A 15,963-nucleotide genomic window follows, 5' to 3' on the forward strand; every position below is an offset into this window, starting at 1 on the left:
GTTGGCATCAACGGTGGCCGGTAATGTACTGCTCCAGCTGCTCGATGATGAATTTCTGCTCGGAAATGATGTCCTTGACCAAGTCACCGATGGAGATCATGCCCACGAGCTGCTCGTTCTCCACCACCGGGAGGTGACGCAGGCGGTTGTTGCTCATGATCTGCATGCACTGCTCGCTGGTCTGGTGTGGTCGCACAAACAGCACGTCGGTCGTCATCACATCGCGCACCTGGGTGGCGGCCGACGTGCGGCCCAGCAGCGCAATCTTGCGGGCATAGTCACGCTCGGTGAAGATGCCAACGATGCGGTCATCGTCCTGCGTCACCAGCAGGGCCCCAATGCCCTTTTCCGCCATCAGGCGCAAGGCGTCCAGCACCGAATCGGCGGGGCGCACGGTGTGAACGGTGGTGTCGGGTTTGGATTTCAGGATTTCGGCAACAACGGTCATGGCAACCTCCCGGTAGAGCGCAAAGCACGATGGATGAACCGACCTGCTCAAGCCTCTTGAGGGCCCTACCCCCAAAAAGCAATCCACAGGCTTCGGAACATTTCAGCCCATCTGTGCGCTGAATGCAACCGTAGATGCCTTGATGAGACGTCTGGTTACCAGGCCCCGCAATGAGCGTGTGGTCCAGTCCTGCGCTGTAGAGGCGCCAGGGCGGGCCTTGAAAAGCACAAAAGCCAGCGGCCCAAGGGCTGCTGGCTTTTGCATGGAGGGTTTGGCTGCGCCTTCAGGGTCGCGACCCACCCTGTTCCCTGTACTTATTCCGTTTCCAAATCATTTGTGTCTAGGCGCGAAGCCGCAGAGAGTGCTGTAGCACGGCAAGGCGAAGCAACAACGACACGGATGATTTAGAAATGGAATTACTTGGCTGCGCGTGCCTGCGCCACAGCGCCCTGCACTTCCTTCCACAGGGCCTCGCCCACGTTGGCGGCGATGCCAGCGTTCACGGCGGCCAGCTTTTCTCGCATGCGGTTGGCTTCGGCGGCGGGCAGCTCGTTCACCTGCATGCCCTTGGCCTTCAGGTCGGCCAGGGCCTTGTCGGCTTCAGCGCGGGTGTCCTGGCGCTCAAAGTCGCGGCTCTTCTTGGCGGCGTCCAGCAGCACCTTTTGCTCAGCCTTCGAGAGGCCATCCCAGTACTTCTTGCTCACCAGCACGATCCAGGGGCTGTAGACGTGGTTGGTCACCGTGAGGTACTTCTGCACCTCGTAGAACTTGCTCGACAGAATGGTGTTGTAGGGGTTCTCCTGCCCGTCCACGGTGTTGGTTTCCAGCGCGGTGAAGAGTTCCGAGAACGGCAGCGGCACGGCGTTGGCGCCCAGGGTCTTGAAGCTGTCGAGGAACACGTTGTTCTGCATCACGCGCAGCTTGATGCCGTTCATGTCTTCCAGCCTGGCCACAGGGCGCTTGCTGTTGGTGAGGTTGCGGAACCCGTTCTCCCAGTACACCAGGCCCACCAGGCCCTTTTCCTGCAGCTTGTCCATCACCTTCTGGCCCACGGGGCCGTCTAGTACCACGTCGGCCTCTTTGGCGTTGTTGAACAGGAAAGGCGTGTCCCAGATCGCCATCTCTTTGGTGATGCCCACCAGCGTGGCGGTGGAGCCCACCATCATCTCTTGCGCACCACCAATCAAGGCTTGCTGCATCTGCAAATCAGAACCCAGAGCGGCAGCACCAATGGCGCGCACCCGCATCTTGCCGCCCGAGGCTTTTTCCACCTCTTGCGCAAACAGCTTGGTGGCGCGGCCCTGGTTGGAAGCCTCGTTGAGCCCGTAGCCGAAGCGGATGATGCGCGGCTTGAAGTCCTGGGCAGCGGCCTGGAACGAAGCTGCAAAAGCAGCCACCGACAAGGCGGCCAGCAGGGTGCGACGGAAAGTTTTCATGGTTGTCTCCATTGGCAAGGGAAAGAAAGGCACAGGAAAAAGAGCGTGCTGCGTCATCAACGCATCCAAAGCACCGGCGCGGTCACGATCTGCGGAAAGACCACCAGCAGCGCCAGGATCAGCACGTAGGTCAACAGGAACGGGTTCACCCCCTTAATGACGCTGTGCATGGAGATGCGCCCCACCCCGGCCACCACGTTGAGCACGGTGCCCACCGGCGGGGTGATGAGGCCAATGGCGCCGTTGAGCACGAACATCAGGCCGAAGTAGACAGGGTCGATGCCTGCCTTGACGGCGATGGGCAGCATCACCGGCGCGAAGATCAGGATGGTGGGCGTCAAGTCCAGCGCCGTGCCAATCATCACCAGCACGATCATCATGACGGCCATCAGCAGCCGCGGGCTTTCCACCAGCGGGCCCAGCCATGCTGTCAGCACATTGGGCAGATCGGCCAGGGTGATCATGTAGCTGGCCACCTGGGCGCCAGCGCACAGGAACATCACGATGGAGGTGGTCTTGGCGGCGCGCAGCAGCACGCCGTAGATTTCACCCACACGCATTTCGCGGTGGATGAACAGCGCCACCATCAGCGCATAGAACGCGGCCACCACGGCGGCTTCGGTGGGAGTGAACACACCCGTCTTCATGCCCCCGATGATGATGATGGGCATGAGCATGGCCCAGAACGCGCGGGCCGTGGCGCGCAGGCGGTCTTTCACCGGCAGTGGCTCGCCCTTGGGCAGGTCCAGGTCGCGCAGCACCCAGCGCCAGGCGAAGATCAGGCCCACGCCCATCATCAACCCCGGCACGATGCCCGACACGAACAGCGCCGAGATCGAGGTGTTGGTCGTCACGCCATAAATCACAAACGGCATGGACGGCGGGATGATGGGCGCGATGATGCCGCCCGAGGCAATCAACCCGGCCGAGGTGTTCATCGGGTAGCCCTGCTGGCGCATCATGGGCAGCAGGATGGTGGCCAGGGCGGCGGTGTCGGCCAGGGCCGAGCCACTCATGCTGGCCATGAGCACCGCAGCGCCAATGGCCACATAGCCCAGCCCGCCACGGATATGCCCCACCCAGGCCTGGGCCATGTCGATGATGCGGCGGCTGATGCCGCCGGAGTTCATCAACTCGCCCGCCAGAATGAAGAACGGCACGGCCAGCAGCGGAAAGCTGTCTACCCCTGCCACCAGGTTCTGGGCCAGCAGCTGCGTGTCCCAAAAGTCCAGCACCCAGGCCATGCCAGCGCCCGTGAGCACCAGCGCCAGGCCCATGTTCATGCCCGTGCCCATCAGCACCAGCATGCCCACCGAAAAGACCACGAAGGCCATGGCTTCAGGCGTCATTCCCAGCATCATTCCACCTCCGCGCCGTGGCCCAGGTCCAGCGGCTTGCCGCGCACCAGTTCGACCAGGGCCATCACACCAATCGCCACGGCACAAAGCAAGGCGGGCAGCGGCAGCAGTGCCACCGGGTAGCCCAGCACCACCGAGTGGCTGTCCATGCCCACCACCACTTGCTGCCAGGCGCCCCAGCCCAGCATGGCACAGGCGGCCATGACCAGCACACGGATCACCGCCGTGAGCAGCTTGAAAGCCAGAGGCTTGCGCGCCAGCAGGCCCGCCAGGCTGGTGAAGGCCATGTGCTCACCCGCCGGATAGGCGGCTGCAGCCCCAATGAAAACCATCCATACGAACAGCAGGCGCGACAGCTCTTCGCTGGCGGGAATGCCACTGCCAAACCCGTAGCGCAACACCACGTTGAAGAACACGGCAACGGCCATGATCCCCAGGCACAGCGCCATGAGGATGTGCGCCACGCGCGCTGCGGGGTGCACGGGCGCCGGGGTGGGTGAATTCATGCAACCTCCTGCAGGGCAAGCCAGGCACAGGTCTGTTGGGCCAGGGTAGGCAAAGGCAGCCCGGCGTCCAGAGTCAGCACACCGGGCTCGCCCGCCGGAGACTCCAGCGTGGCGAACTGGCTTTCCACCAACGCGGCAGAAAAGAAATGCGTCTGGGCCCGGGCCTTGACGCGTACTTCCGCCTCAGCGCGGCCAATCTCCAGAAACGCAAAGCGCAGCGGGGGGCAGGCCGTACGGAGCCGGTCACGGTAGGCCTTTTTGAGTGCGGAGCACGTCAGCACCGCACCTTGCGGGTGCGCCTGCAGCAGTTGGCCCAGCGTGGTGAGCCAGCCCTCCCGGTCGGCATCGGTCAGGGCGATGCCCTCGCTCATCTTGGCGCGGCTGGCGGGGCTGTGGTGGTCGTCGCCCTCAATCAGGGGTAGACGAAGGGCCTGGGCCAGCGCCAAGCCCAGGCTGGACTTGCCGCAGCCTGCCACGCCCATGACCACCAGAAACAATGGAGATCCGTCGAAAGACATATTGGTAGCGCTATCCAATCAAAACCAAAAAAACGCACCTCAAACCAAGGTACGCTGAAGCGCTAGGATTGGCCGAAGAAAGACCAAAATCAAGCGTAATACGGTTGCCCGACCAGCGGGATAGCGCTATCCTAAATCGACTTCCAAGAACATCATTAGGGGTAAACCCTTGAACAAACCCGACACCAAACGCCGCTCCAGCGGCCGCATCACCCTGAGCGACGTGGCCAAGGCGGCGGGCGTGAGCCCGATTACCGCATCGCGCGCGCTGCGCGGCGAGCGCGGCGTGGCCCCCGAACTGGCAGACCGCGTGCGAGCCGCCGTGCAACAACTCGGCTATGTGCCCGACCCCGCCGCCCGCGCCCTCGCATCCCAACGCAGCGTGCAGGTGCCCGTGCTGGTGCCGCTGCTATCGAACGCGTTGTTCGTGGACGTTCTGGACGCCGTGCACCGCGTGCTGTTTCCGCTGGGCTACCAGGCCTTGATTGGCGTGACGCATTACGACCCGCAGGAAGAAGAGCAACTGCTGCGCACCTACCTTGCGCACCGCCCTGCGGGCCTGCTGGTGACGGGGTTTGACCGCACCGAAAACGCGCGGCAGATGATTGCTGCCAGTGGTGTGCCGTGCGTGCACCTGATGGAAGTGACGGCTGCTGCCGGTGTGTATTGCGCAGGCTTTTCGCAGCACGATGCGGGCTACGCCATGGCGGAACATTTGCTGCAGCGCGGCTATAGCCACATCGCCTTTGCGGCTGCGCAGCTGGACCCGCGCACCCTCCAGCGCGCGGAGGGCTACCGGCGCTGCCTGAAAAATGCAGGCGTGTACGACGCCAAGCTGGAAATCCTCAGCCCCGAGCCCTCCTCCATACGCCTGGGGGCTACGCTGCTCGAAGAAATCGTGCGCACCCGCCCTCAGGTAGACGCCATCTTCTTCTGCAACGATGACTTGGCCCAGGGCGGCCTGCTGGCGGCCCAGCGGCTGGGCATTGCTGTGCCCGCACAAGTGGCGATTGCCGGCTTCAACGACCTGGCGGGCAGCGACCAGATGGTGCCGCCCCTGACCACCGTGCGCACACCACGTGCCGCGATGGGCGAGGCGGGCGCGAACATGCTGCTGGCATTGATGCGGGGCCACCCCCCAGAGAACAACTGTGTGAACCTGGGGTTTGAACTGACGGTACGGCAAAGCACCTGACGCTTGCAGCGGCCGCGAGATCCGCGAGGGCTGCTGCGCTGGCGAGCGGCCGGGTTAATCGACGGTCAGCGACCGCTGGGCAGAGGCCGCCCGCATTTCGCGGCGCAAGGCTACGGCACCCGGGCCCTTGGTGGATGCAGACCCATCAATGCGGAATACCTGCACCGTGTCGGCCACAGACTTGGCCTGCTCTTGCAACTGCATGGCGGACGCCGCGTTTTCCTCTACCAGCGCGGCATTCTGCTGGGTGATGGTGTCCAGCTGAGCCACGGCGGCATTGACCTGCGAGATACCGCTGAGCTGCTCGTTGGAAGCGCCGTGGATTTCACTCATCAGCGAGTTCACGCGGCGCACCAGCTCCAGGGCCTCGGTCATGGTTTTCTGGGCGGAATCCGTCTTCACGTTGCCCTCTTGCACCTTGTTGGCTGAATCATCGATCAGCTGGCGAATTTCTTTCGCAGCCGACAGGGTGCGGTGCGACAGGCTGCGCACTTCAGAAGCCACCACCGCAAAGCCCCGGCCCTGCTCGCCCGCGCGGGCGGCCTCAACGGCCGCGTTCAATGCCAGGATGTTGGTCTGGAAGGCGATGCTGTCGATCATCTGCGTGATTTCGCTGATGCGGCCCGACGCCGTCTGAATCTGGTGCATGGTGTCTGCCACGCTGTTGACGGCCTCGCTGCTGCGCTCAGCTGCCGTAGTGGCCTGCGTGGCCAGCGAAGTAGCCTGGCGGGCAGACTCTGCAGTCTGGCGCACCGTACCGGTGATTTCTTCCATCGAGGCAGCCGTTTGCTCAAGGTTGCTGGCCTGAGACTCGGTGCGGGCTGACAGGTCCTGGTTGCCCTGAGCGATCTCCTGGGTAGACAGCTGCATGTGCTCCGCTTCCTGACGAGCATCACGCACGATGGACATCAAATTCACATTCAGTTGCGACAGCGCCTTTTGCAAATGCCCCACCGCGTCGTCGCGCGACACCGTGATCTTCTGGGTCAGATCACCGGCCGCCATGCGGTTAGCCCACTTGAGCATCTGCTGCAGCGGCGACACCAACACCGAGCGCATGTAAACGCAATAGCCCAACGCCAGCGCTACCACGCCCAGCCATGCCAGGCCAGAGGCCAAAGTCAGCCCCTGCCCACCCAGCTGAGCGGCAGCCACGGCAGCCGCCACCACTACGCCCATCCCCAGCAGCATTTCGGAAAACGCCCCCATGCGCAGCGCACCGCTCACGCGCCCCCACAGGTTGTTCTTGACCACGCGCCCTGCGCGCAGTCCGTGCGCCAACACACCGGCCTGCTTTTCAGCCTGCATGGTCTTGTAGAGCTGCTCGGCCTGCTGGATCTGATCGCGCGAAGCCTGCGTACGCACCGACATGTAGCCCACGGGTTGGTCACCCTCCATCAAGGGCGTCACATTGGCCATCACCCAGTAGTAGGTGCCGTCTTTGCGACGGTTCTTCACTGGTGCCGACCAGGGAATGCCTTTGCCAATGGTTTCCCACATGTCACGGTACGCCTCTTCAGGCATGTCCGGGTGCCGAACGATGTTGTGGGGCTGCCCCAGCAGCTCTTCCTTGGCGTAGCCGCTGACCTCGATGAACATCGGGTTGCAGTACAGGATGCGGCCTTTGAGATCGGTGGTGGACACCAGAGTCTGGCCTTTGGGAAACGCATATTCGTGCGTGCTGACGGGCAGATTGACGCGCATGAAACCCCTCCTTACGGAAAACCTAGGGGCTGTTGAGAATCACCGAGAGTTGATAACCCCAGCCGCGAGATAGATCATCGCTGCGAAGCTGGTATCCGTTTTGTCGCTACGCATGGCGATGCGCTTGAACTCCTTGAGCTTGCCAAAGAAGTTCTCGATCAAGTGGCGCCATTTGTAGACCTCCAGGTCAATCTCCAGTGGCGCTCTCCTGCGGGGCATCTGTGAGATCACCACCTGCGCCCCGCGCTTACCCAACTCCTGGATCAGCCAATTCACATCGAAGGCCTTGTCGGCAAGCAAGGCATCAAAGCGCACATCGGCAATCAGCTCTCTGACCCCTTTGGTGTCGTGGCGCTGCCCTGGCATCAAGACGAACTTCACCAGATTGCCCAATGCATCTGTCAGCGCCAGTATCTTCGTGGTCATGCCGCCCCTCGAGTGGCCTATGGCCTGGCCCGAAGTCCCCCTTTTGCCCCCTGGCCGTGCCGATGCACTTTCACAATCGTGGCATCCACCATCGCATATTCCATGTCTGGCTGCTCGCTCACTGCATCGAACAGACGTTGGAACACATCGGCCTTAACCCAGTCTCTAACAGGCTGCTGAAATACTCCCCACCGACAGTCCGCGACAGCCGCCCAGCCGCGACAATCAAGCCCCCTACTGACCAGACAGACGAGCCATCCATGCGCGGAGCCGACACCTTCACCGAGAGCCTGTTCACGATGCGCCATCTCGATGACTTCGTGCCCCTTGATCACCCCCTGCGGGTGATCCGCATCATGGTCAACAAGGCCCTGCAGAAGATGGACGATCTGTTTGCCCAGATGTATGCGGCCGACATCAAGGGCGGGCGCCCCAGCATTGCCCCCGAGAAGCTGCTGCGCGCCATGCTCATCCAGGTGCTCTACAGCGTGCGCTCGGAGCGCCAGCTCATGGAGCAGACCCAGTACAACCTTCTGTTTCGCTGGTTCATTGGCCTGGCCATGGACGATGCCGTTTGGGTGCCCACCGTCTTCAGCAAGAACCGCGAACGCCTGATCGAGCACGATGCGGTCATCGAGTTCTTCAATCAGATTGTGCAACAAGCCCAGGAGCGGGAACTGCTCTCGGGCGAGCACTTCAGCGTGGATGGCACCCTGATCCAGGCCTGGGCGGGCCACAAGAGTTTTGTGCGCAAAGACCGCCAGGGCGACGACGATACCGACGCGGGGAACTTCAAAGGCCAAAAGCGCAGCAACGACACCCACGAGTCCACAACGGACGCGGATGCAAGGCTGTACCGCAAGGGCAAGACGGCCAGTGAGTTGCGCTTCATGGGCCACACACTCACCGACAACCGCCATGGGTTGGTGGTCAGTGCTGTGGTCACCCAGGCTGACGGGCATGCCGAACGTGAAGCGGCCAAGGCCATGATCAACGATGCGCGGCAGGCACTACCGGGCGATGAGCCCATCACTATCACGCTGGGCGCGGACAAGGGTTACGACGCCAGGGAGTTCATCGACGCGCTGCAAGAGATGAACGTGCTGCCCCATGTGGCGCAGAACAAATCGGGGCGCCAGTCGGCAGTTCCTGACGCGATTGCAAACAGCGAAGGCTACGCCATCTCCCAGCAAAAGAGAAAGCTGATCGAACAAGGCTTTGGCTGGGCCAAGATGATCGGCAGCATCCGGCAAGTGATGGTGCGCGGACTGCAAAAGGTCGACCAGTTGTTTGTGCTGAACATGGCTGCGTACAACCTCACGCGCATGCGCACCTTGGGACAGGTGCGTCTGCAGGGTGCCAGCGGGGTGTAAAGGGCGAAGAAAAGGGCTCAAAAACGAGCAAAACAGGCCCAGACTGCTGAAAAATCAGGCGGTTCCGTCAAAAGCGGGGAGGTGGGCTGGGCTGCGGCGGGGAGTATTTCAGCAGCCTGCTAAAGCGTTTGAACACCGTGTTCCACTTGCCGAACTCTGGCGGCAGGTCTCGCCAGGGGCTGCCTGTGCGGGCAATCCACAGCACTGCCTCAACGAAGCGGCGGTTGTCTGTGCCGCTGCGTCCAGGATCACTTGGCTTGCCAAGGCATTGAGGCTCCATCTTGGCCCATTGCTCGTCTGTCAGTACCCATCGAATGCTCATGCGCCTATTGCATCACATCCATTCACGCCTCTCAGATTGATTCTCAACAGACCCTAGTCACCCCAGAAAAAACTGAACTGAAAAAAGCCTCGGAAAAGTCGAATTCATCCTAAGGCGAAAAAGTTGTTTCGCAAACAACTAAATCGCCGTGTGCTGCGCATTCACCAAAAGAGAGCATTCATCCAACACCCTGCCCCAAAGCGTGGCAATCTTCGATGGGATGCTCATATTTTTATAGCAATAAACTGAGAATGGACGCGCGGTAACGGCCATTTTTTATTCAAACCCTCGAAGCACCCTGGCTGGCACAGACATTGCTTGCAGATGGGTGCGGTCAACGCTGGCCGTGTATCAGCCCGGTGCAATGGCGGATTGGGCGAACAGGACGATGGCGTCTTCATGGAATGCAAACAGGCTGCAAGGCCTGCGCGATCCATGCAGGCGCCTTTTTGTTTTTTGCCCCGGCTGGGAAGCCCCTCAGCCCTTTTGCGCACGATCGCCATGCTTCAATTCCGCGAGTTCCTCAAGTCCGGCCACGCCCCCACGTTGTGGTCGTCCTTCCTCTACTTCGGTTTCTCGTGCGCTGTCTGGGTGATCAACGGTGCCATGGCGCCGTTCATCCGCGACAGCTTCCAGCTCACGCCCACGCAGATGGGCATGATGCTGTCCATCCCCATCTTTGCCGGTGCGCTGATGCGCTTTCCGCTGGGCATCCTGGCGCAGTACATCGGGCGCAAGAACGCCACGCTGGTCGAGATGGCGGGCATCTTTGTGGCCATGGGCTACGGCTACCTGTTTGTGCACGACTACGGCGACCTGCTGGCCATGGGCATCCTTCTGGGTGTGGCCGGGGCCAGCTTTGGCGTGGCGCTGTCGCTGGGTTCGGGCTCGTTTCCGCCGCGCTACAAGGGCCTGGCCATGGGCATCGTGGGCGCAGGCAACGTGGGCACCGCCGTGGCGGCTCTGCTGGCCCCGGCGCTGGCCCAGAAGTTTGGCTGGCAGGCCGTGTACGGCTTTGCCGCCGTGAGCGTGGCGGTGCCCGCGATCGTGATGGCCGTGTTTGCACAGGAGCCCTCCGACCTGGCGGCCCATTCGAGCTTCCGCGAACACATCGCTTGCCTGTTTGAAAAAGATGGCTGGGCCTTCAGCCTGATCTATGCCGTGACCTTTGGCGGCTTCATCGGCCTCACCACCTTCTTGCCCGGCTATTTTTACGACCAGTTCCATGTGAGCAAGGTGCAGGCAGGCCAGCTCACCATGCTGGCGGCCTTCCTGGGCGCGGCCCTGCGCATCTTTGGTGGCTGGCTGTCGGACCACTGGGGCGGCGTGAACACACTCACGGCCGTGCTGGCCATCACGGCCGTGAGCATGGTGCTGTGCGGCCTGGCCGAGAACTCGCTGCCCATCACCATGCTGCTGTTCCTGGTGTGTTTTGCTGCGCTGGGCGCGGGCAATGGCGCCCTGTTCCAGCTGGTGCCCCTGCGCTGGCCTCTGACCACGGCCGTGGCAGGCTCGATGATTGGCGAGATCGGCGCCCTGGGCGGCGGCCTGATCCCCAGCGGCATGGGCATCTCGCGCCAGTACACCGGCACCTACCTGTGGGGCTTTGTCGGCATTGCGGCGTGCGCGCTGGCCATGCTGGTGCTACTGCGGGTGATGCAGATCCGCTGGACGCGCACGTGGGCGGAGAAGGGTGGACGTGCGCGCAGCGCATGACCGGCGTAGCCGGTGAGCGCGCAAGCGCTCGCCACACTTCCAGCAAAAGGGTGGCCGTGCGCGTAGCGCATGACTTGCGTTAAACAAGTAAGCGCGATAGCGCTTGCCGAACTTTCGCTAAAAGGGCGGCCGCGCGCGCAGCGCGTGACCGGCGCAAGTGTTGCCGACTGAAACCCCCTCTCCCCTCGCGGGAGAGGGTTGGGGAGAGGGGGCAGCAGCGCCCCCAGGGAAGCCCCCTCTCCCCCCGCCCTCTCCCGCAAGGGGAGAGGGAGCCCACAGGCAGCGCCCTGTGGCAGAGCCTGCTACCCACCGGGGCGTACATCAAAACCAGGCGATGCACCGCTGAATATTCAAGCCAAAATCGGCTCCACCGCCCACTGCATAAGCGGAAGCAGCTACATTTTCAGGAGCAAACCAAGACTCCCCACTACCTCGGCAAAAACAACAGCCAGTAGATCAACAGCAGATTCACCAGCACGCTCACCGCCAGCGCGATCTTCCACAGGGCCGTGGCGTCGCGCTGCATCAGCGGCTGCGGGCCGGGGGCTGATAGCGGGCGGGATGCACCGCGCTCCAGCGCCAGCAGCAGTTCCTCGGCGGTCTCGAAGCGCTGGGCGCGGCTGCGGGCCACGGCTTTCAGGGAGATCTGGTCCAGCCAGATGGGCACGCCGGGGTTGTGGCGGCTGGGGGGCAGCGGGTCGCGGTGGTAGCGGCCCAGCTGGTACTGCACCACCTCGCCATAGGGCAGGCGGCCCTGGCTCAGCAGCTGGTAGAGCGTGACGCCCAGCGCAAACAGGTCACTGCGCGCGTCGGGCAGCTGGCCTTCGGTATCGCCGCTTTTTTCGTAGCCGGGCCACTGCTCGGGGTTCATGTAGCTGGGCGTGCCCGCGTGCAGCTGGCGCGTAGCCTCGGGCTCGCGGCCGGACAGGGCCACGCCCAAATCGAGCACGCGCAGCACGCCGTCGTCGCCCAGGTGCAGGTTGTCGGGCTTGATGTCGCGGTGCACCACCCCCTGCCGGTGCAGCCAGCCCAGCACGCGCGCAGCCTGCACCACCACCGACACGGCCTGTGGCACGGGCAGATGCTGGCGGCTGCGCAGGCGCTGGCCCAGCGTTTCGCCCGCGTGCCAGTCGTACAGCAGGTAGAACGCGCTGGCACTGGTTCCTGCACCTTCCTGCCCCTCGCCCGCAGGCCAGGTGTTCAGCCGCGCCAGGTGGGCGGCGGCCTGGCCCGACTGCATGCGCCGCGCCACCCAGGCCTCGTGCGCGAGCGTGGCGCGCTCTTCGGCATCGTGGGCGCGCGTGGGCAGCAGGGTCTTGAGGGCGTAGAGGCGCTGCGTGGCCGGGTCTCGCACCTGGTACAGCCGGTGGATGCCGTTGTCGGCCACGATGGCCGTGACCGTGAGGCCGTCCACGGTATCGCCCACCTTGAGCAGGGGCAGCACGGGCAGGTCCTGCGCACGGCGGGATTCGTCCTGCAGCGTGGCCTGCAGCGCGCCTTGCACCCGCACCACCAGCGCGGTCACGTTGTCGCTGCTGCCCCGGCGCAGAGCCGCCTGCACCAGCTCGTCGCTGAGCGCCTGGGCCGCCACGCCCTCCTGGCGCAGCAGCTGCCGCAGTTCGCGCTCGGGCAGACTGCCATGCACACCGTCGGACAGCAGCACGAACAGATCGCCGCTGTGCAGCTCGCCCTGGCTGTAGTCCACCACCACATGGTCATCGAGCCCCATGGCGCGGGTGAGCTGGTGCGCAAAGTCGCGCTGCGCCATCACATGGTCGGCCGTGAGCAGTTGCAGGCGCCCGCCGCGCAGCAGGTAGGCGCGGGTGTCGCCCACATGGGCCAGCGTGTACGACTGGCCGCGCAGCACCAGCGCGGTGAGTGTGGTCAGGCCCACGGCGGGCTGGCGGCGCCGGTTCATGGAGGCGAGCCAGCCGTTGTGGGCGTTCAGGATGCGGTCCAGCGCCACGGTGGTGTCCCAGGTCTCGGGGGTGGCGAAGTAGTCGCCCACCAGGGTGCTCACCGTGGTCTGGGCGGCCTCGCGGCCCTTGCCGCCCGTGCTCACGCCATCGGCAATGGCGGCGATGGCGCCGCGCTCGCGGTCGCGCCCCTGCCCCACCGCCAGGGCGGCAAAGTCCTCGTTCACCTCATTGCGGCCGGCCAGCGAGGCCTGGCCCACATCCAGTTCAAAGCTCATGCACCAGCTCCATGCAGGTTTTGTGCCCAAGGTGGTGCATGCCGGGGCGGGGCCGCCTGCCCACCCCGGCAGCCCACGCCCGGGCCCGTCCCGCGCGCCCACCCCAGATCAGTGCAAGGAATCTGGCACGGCCATTGCTTAACAAGGGCAAGGGCCGGGCAGGCCCACGCAATTCAGCAGTGCAAAGGCGCACAGAGGAGTTGTCAGGACGAAGGCGTCCCCACATGCGGTTTCGAGACCTCGGAGCAGCATCGTGTGGACGCCTTTTTTGTTTTGCGCATCGCCCCGGCGATGGAACCGATGGAGTCATGATGAAAAAGCTCAAACTGGTGATGGTGGGAAACGGCATGGCCGGTGTGCGCACGCTGGAAGAGCTGCTCAAGATCGCCCCCGATCTGTATGACATCACGGTGTTCGGTGCCGAGCCCCACCCCAACTACAACCGCATTCTGCTGTCCCCCGTGCTGGCGGGCGAGCAGACCATCGACGAGATCATCCTCAACGACTGGTCGTGGTACGCCGACAACCACATCACGCTGCACACCGGCTTCACCGTGACCGACGTGGACCGCGTGCGCCGCGTGGTCAGCGCCACCAGCAAAGACGGCACGGTGGTCACCGCCGCATACGATCGCCTGATCCTCGCCACCGGCTCCAACCCCTTCATCCTGCCCATCCCCGGCAAGGACTTGCAGGGCGTGCTGGCGTACCGCGACATCGCCGACACCCAGGCCATGATCGACGCCGCCGCCACCTACAAGCACGCCGTCGTCATCGGCGGCGGCCTGCTGGGCCTGGAGGCCGCCAACGGCCTCATGAAGCGCGGCATGCAGGTCACCGTGGTGCATGTGGGCGACTGGCTGATGGAGCGCCAGCTGGACGATGTGGCCGGCAAGATGCTGGAGAAGTCGCTGCAGGAGCGCGGCATGCAGTTCCTGATGGGCGCGCAGACGCAGGAACTGGTGGGCAACACCGACGGCCGCGTGGCCAGCGTCAAGTTCAAGGACGGCACCCAGGTGCCCGCCGACCTGGTGGTGATGGCCGTGGGCATCCGCCCCAACACCGCGCTGGCTGAAAAGATGCGCCTGCACGTGAACCGCGGCATTGTGGTCAGCGACACGCTGCAGACCACCACCGACGCGCGCATCTACGCCGTGGGCGAATGCGCCGCGCACCGGGGCATTGCCTATGGCCTTGTGGCCCCGCTGTTCGAGCAGGGCAAGGTGCTGGCCAACCACCTGGCCGAGTTCGGCATCGGCCGCTACCAGGGCTCGCTGACATCCACCAAGCTCAAGGTGACAGGCATCGACCTGTTCAGCGCGGGCGACTTCCAGGGCGGCGAGAACACCGAAGAGATCGTGATGAGCGACCCCTTTGGCGGCGTGTACAAAAAACTGGTCATCAAGGACGACAAGCTGGTGGGCGCCTGCCTGTATGGCGACACCGTGGACGGGAGCTGGTACTTCAAGCTGCTGCGTGACGGCCGCAGCGTGAGCGATATCCGCGACAAGCTGATGTTTGGCGAGAGCAACATCGGCGACGTGGGCCACCAGGGCCAGAGCAAGGCATCGGCCATGGCCGACAGCGACGAGGTGTGCGGCTGCAACGGCGTGACCAAGGGCGCCATCTGCAAGGCCATCAAGGACAAGGGCCTGTTCACGCTCGACGAAGTGCGCAAGCACACCAAGGCCAGTGCATCGTGCGGATCGTGCACGGGCCTGGTCGAGCAGATCATCATGTTCACCGCCGGTGGCGACTACAGCGCCACGCCCAAGACCAAGGCCATGTGCGGCTGCACCGACCACGGCCACCAGGCGGTGCGCGACGCGATCCGCGCCAACAAGCTGCTGAGCATTGGCGATGTGTTCAAGTTCATGGAGTGGAAGACGCCCAACGGCTGTGCATCCTGCCGCCCCGCCGTTAACTACTATCTTCTGAGCACCTGGCCCAAGGACGCGAAGGACGACCCGCAAAGCCGCGCCATCAACGAGCGCAGCCACGCCAACATCCAAAAGGACGGCACCTACAGCGTCATCCCCCGCATGTGGGGCGGCGAAACCACGGCCGACGAGCTGCGCCGCATTGCCGATGCGGTGGACAAGTACAACATTCCCACCGTCAAGGTCACGGGCGGCCAGCGCATTGACCTGCTGGGCGTGAAGAAGGAAGACCTGGTCAACGTGTGGAAAGACATCGGCATGCCCAGCGGCCACGCCTATGCCAAGGCGCTGCGCACCGTGAAGACCTGTGTGGGCAGCGAGTGGTGCCGCATGGGCACGCAGGACAGCACGCAGATGGGCAAGGACCTGGAGCGCGCCATGTGGCGCATGTACGCCCCGCACAAGGTCAAGTTCGCGGTGAGCGGCTGCCCGCGCAACTGCGCCGAGGCCGGCATCAAGGACGTGGGCATCATCGGCGTGGACAGCGGCTGGGAGATGTACGTCGCTGGCAACGGCGGCATCAAGACCGAGGTGGCGCACTTCTTCACCAAGCTGAAAACCGCCGAAGAAGTGCTGGAGTACACCGGCGCGTTCTGCGAGCTGTACCGCCAGGAAGGCTGGTACCTGGAGCGCACCGTGCACTACGTGAGCCGCGTGGGCCTGGACTATGTGAAAAAGCGCATTTTGGAAGACCACGAAGGCCGCAAGGCGCTGTGGGAGCAACTGCAGTTTGCGCTGGACGGCGAGCCCGACCCCTGGTTCGAGTTTGACAAAGCCGCCGTGGACACACGCCAGTTTGTGCCCCTGGGCGCCTGACGCCGCTGCCC

General features: G+C 63.8%; 12 protein-coding genes and 1 pseudogene. 4 read left to right on the plus strand and 9 right to left on the minus strand.

Features of this window, described 5'->3' with window-relative positions:
- Window positions 1-7: 7 nt before the first annotated feature.
- The 5 genes from PQV96_RS12690 to PQV96_RS12710 form a co-directional block, all read right to left on the minus strand.
- Window positions 8-448, minus strand: coding sequence for a CBS domain-containing protein (locus tag PQV96_RS12690; RefSeq protein WP_207375484.1), 441 nt, complete (start codon window positions 446-448; stop codon window positions 8-10).
- Window positions 449-864: 416 nt separating this feature from the next.
- The gene (locus PQV96_RS12695; RefSeq protein ID WP_207375483.1) at window positions 865-1,884 is read right to left on the minus strand and encodes a TRAP transporter substrate-binding protein; all 1,020 of its coding nucleotides are present in this window, start codon (window positions 1,882-1,884) and stop codon (window positions 865-867) included.
- A gap of 56 nt (window positions 1,885-1,940) precedes the next feature.
- Complete coding sequence (locus PQV96_RS12700; protein WP_207375482.1) at window positions 1,941-3,233, minus strand: TRAP transporter large permease; 1,293 nt, start codon at window positions 3,231-3,233, stop codon at window positions 1,941-1,943.
- An 8-nt stretch (window positions 3,234-3,241) separates the two neighbouring features.
- Complete coding sequence (locus tag PQV96_RS12705; RefSeq protein WP_207375481.1) at window positions 3,242-3,748, minus strand: TRAP transporter small permease; 507 nt, start codon at window positions 3,746-3,748, stop codon at window positions 3,242-3,244.
- Window positions 3,745-4,266, minus strand: coding sequence for a gluconokinase (locus PQV96_RS12710; RefSeq protein WP_242638360.1), 522 nt, complete (start codon window positions 4,264-4,266; stop codon window positions 3,745-3,747). The genes PQV96_RS12705 and PQV96_RS12710 overlap by 4 nt, the downstream gene beginning before the upstream one ends.
- 169 nt (window positions 4,267-4,435) lie before the next feature.
- Here PQV96_RS12710 and gntR point away from each other — a divergent pair, with 169 nt between their 5' ends.
- Window positions 4,436-5,461, plus strand: a complete 1,026-nt coding sequence (gntR, locus tag PQV96_RS12715; protein ID WP_207375480.1) for an HTH-type transcriptional regulator GntR — start codon at window positions 4,436-4,438, stop codon at window positions 5,459-5,461.
- Between the two features lie 54 nt (window positions 5,462-5,515).
- Here gntR and PQV96_RS12720 read toward each other — a convergent pair whose 3' ends face one another.
- Window positions 5,516-7,165 carry a methyl-accepting chemotaxis protein gene (locus PQV96_RS12720; RefSeq protein WP_207375479.1) on the minus strand — a complete coding sequence of 550 codons (1,650 nt, stop codon included), beginning with the start codon at window positions 7,163-7,165 and terminating at the stop codon, window positions 5,516-5,518.
- A 39-nt stretch (window positions 7,166-7,204) separates the two neighbouring features.
- A complete protein-coding gene (locus PQV96_RS12725) occupies window positions 7,205-7,690 on the minus strand; it encodes an IS5 family transposase (protein ID WP_273625254.1) in 486 nt (161 codons plus the stop codon).
- Window positions 7,691-7,851: 161 nt separating this feature from the next.
- Here PQV96_RS12725 and PQV96_RS12730 point away from each other — a divergent pair, with 161 nt between their 5' ends.
- A complete protein-coding gene (locus PQV96_RS12730; protein ID WP_273623122.1) occupies window positions 7,852-8,964 on the plus strand; it encodes an IS5 family transposase in 1,113 nt (370 codons plus the stop codon).
- Window positions 8,965-9,079: 115 nt separating this feature from the next.
- Here the strand turns inward: PQV96_RS12730 and PQV96_RS12735 are convergent.
- Window positions 9,080-9,286 (minus strand): annotated as a pseudogene (locus PQV96_RS12735) (transposase); the annotation flags it as partial.
- Between the two features lie 501 nt (window positions 9,287-9,787).
- Between PQV96_RS12735 and PQV96_RS12740 the strand changes: the two are divergent.
- Window positions 9,788-11,002, plus strand: coding sequence for an MFS transporter (locus tag PQV96_RS12740; protein WP_198846030.1), 1,215 nt, complete (start codon window positions 9,788-9,790; stop codon window positions 11,000-11,002).
- 427 nt (window positions 11,003-11,429) lie between these two features.
- Here PQV96_RS12740 and PQV96_RS12745 read toward each other — a convergent pair whose 3' ends face one another.
- Window positions 11,430-13,196: a bifunctional protein-serine/threonine kinase/phosphatase gene (locus PQV96_RS12745; protein WP_207374286.1), complete on the minus strand. Its 1,767-nt coding sequence runs from the start codon at window positions 13,194-13,196 to the stop codon at window positions 11,430-11,432.
- A gap of 311 nt (window positions 13,197-13,507) precedes the next feature.
- Here PQV96_RS12745 and nirB point away from each other — a divergent pair, with 311 nt between their 5' ends.
- Window positions 13,508-15,952, plus strand: a complete 2,445-nt coding sequence (gene nirB / locus PQV96_RS12750) for a nitrite reductase large subunit NirB (RefSeq protein ID WP_207374287.1) — start codon at window positions 13,508-13,510, stop codon at window positions 15,950-15,952.
- The last annotated feature ends 11 nt before the right edge of the window (window positions 15,953-15,963 follow it).

The sequence above is a fragment of the Acidovorax temperans genome (assembly GCF_028596105.1).
Classification (GTDB): Bacteria; Pseudomonadota; Gammaproteobacteria; order Burkholderiales; family Burkholderiaceae_C; genus Acidovorax; species Acidovorax temperans.

Coding starts and splice junctions, on each gene's coding strand:
- PQV96_RS12690 (WP_207375484.1), bottom strand. CDS start 448: ATGACCGTTGTTGCCGAAATCCTGAAATCCAAACCCGACACCACCGTT.
- PQV96_RS12695 (WP_207375483.1), bottom strand. CDS start 1,884: ATGAAAACTTTCCGTCGCACCCTGCTGGCCGCCTTGTCGGTGGCTGCT.
- PQV96_RS12700 (WP_207375482.1), bottom strand. CDS start 3,233: ATGACGCCTGAAGCCATGGCCTTCGTGGTCTTTTCGGTGGGCATGCTG.
- PQV96_RS12705 (WP_207375481.1), bottom strand. CDS start 3,748: ATGAATTCACCCACCCCGGCGCCCGTGCACCCCGCAGCGCGCGTGGCG.
- PQV96_RS12710 (WP_242638360.1), bottom strand. CDS start 4,266: ATGTCTTTCGACGGATCTCCATTGTTTCTGGTGGTCATGGGCGTGGCA.
- PQV96_RS12720 (WP_207375479.1), bottom strand. CDS start 7,165: ATGCGCGTCAATCTGCCCGTCAGCACGCACGAATATGCGTTTCCCAAA.
- PQV96_RS12730 (WP_273623122.1), top strand. CDS start 7,852: ATGCGCGGAGCCGACACCTTCACCGAGAGCCTGTTCACGATGCGCCAT.
- PQV96_RS12740 (WP_198846030.1), top strand. CDS start 9,788: ATGCTTCAATTCCGCGAGTTCCTCAAGTCCGGCCACGCCCCCACGTTG.
- PQV96_RS12745 (WP_207374286.1), bottom strand. CDS start 13,196: ATGAGCTTTGAACTGGATGTGGGCCAGGCCTCGCTGGCCGGCCGCAAT.
- nirB (WP_207374287.1), top strand. CDS start 13,508: ATGAAAAAGCTCAAACTGGTGATGGTGGGAAACGGCATGGCCGGTGTG.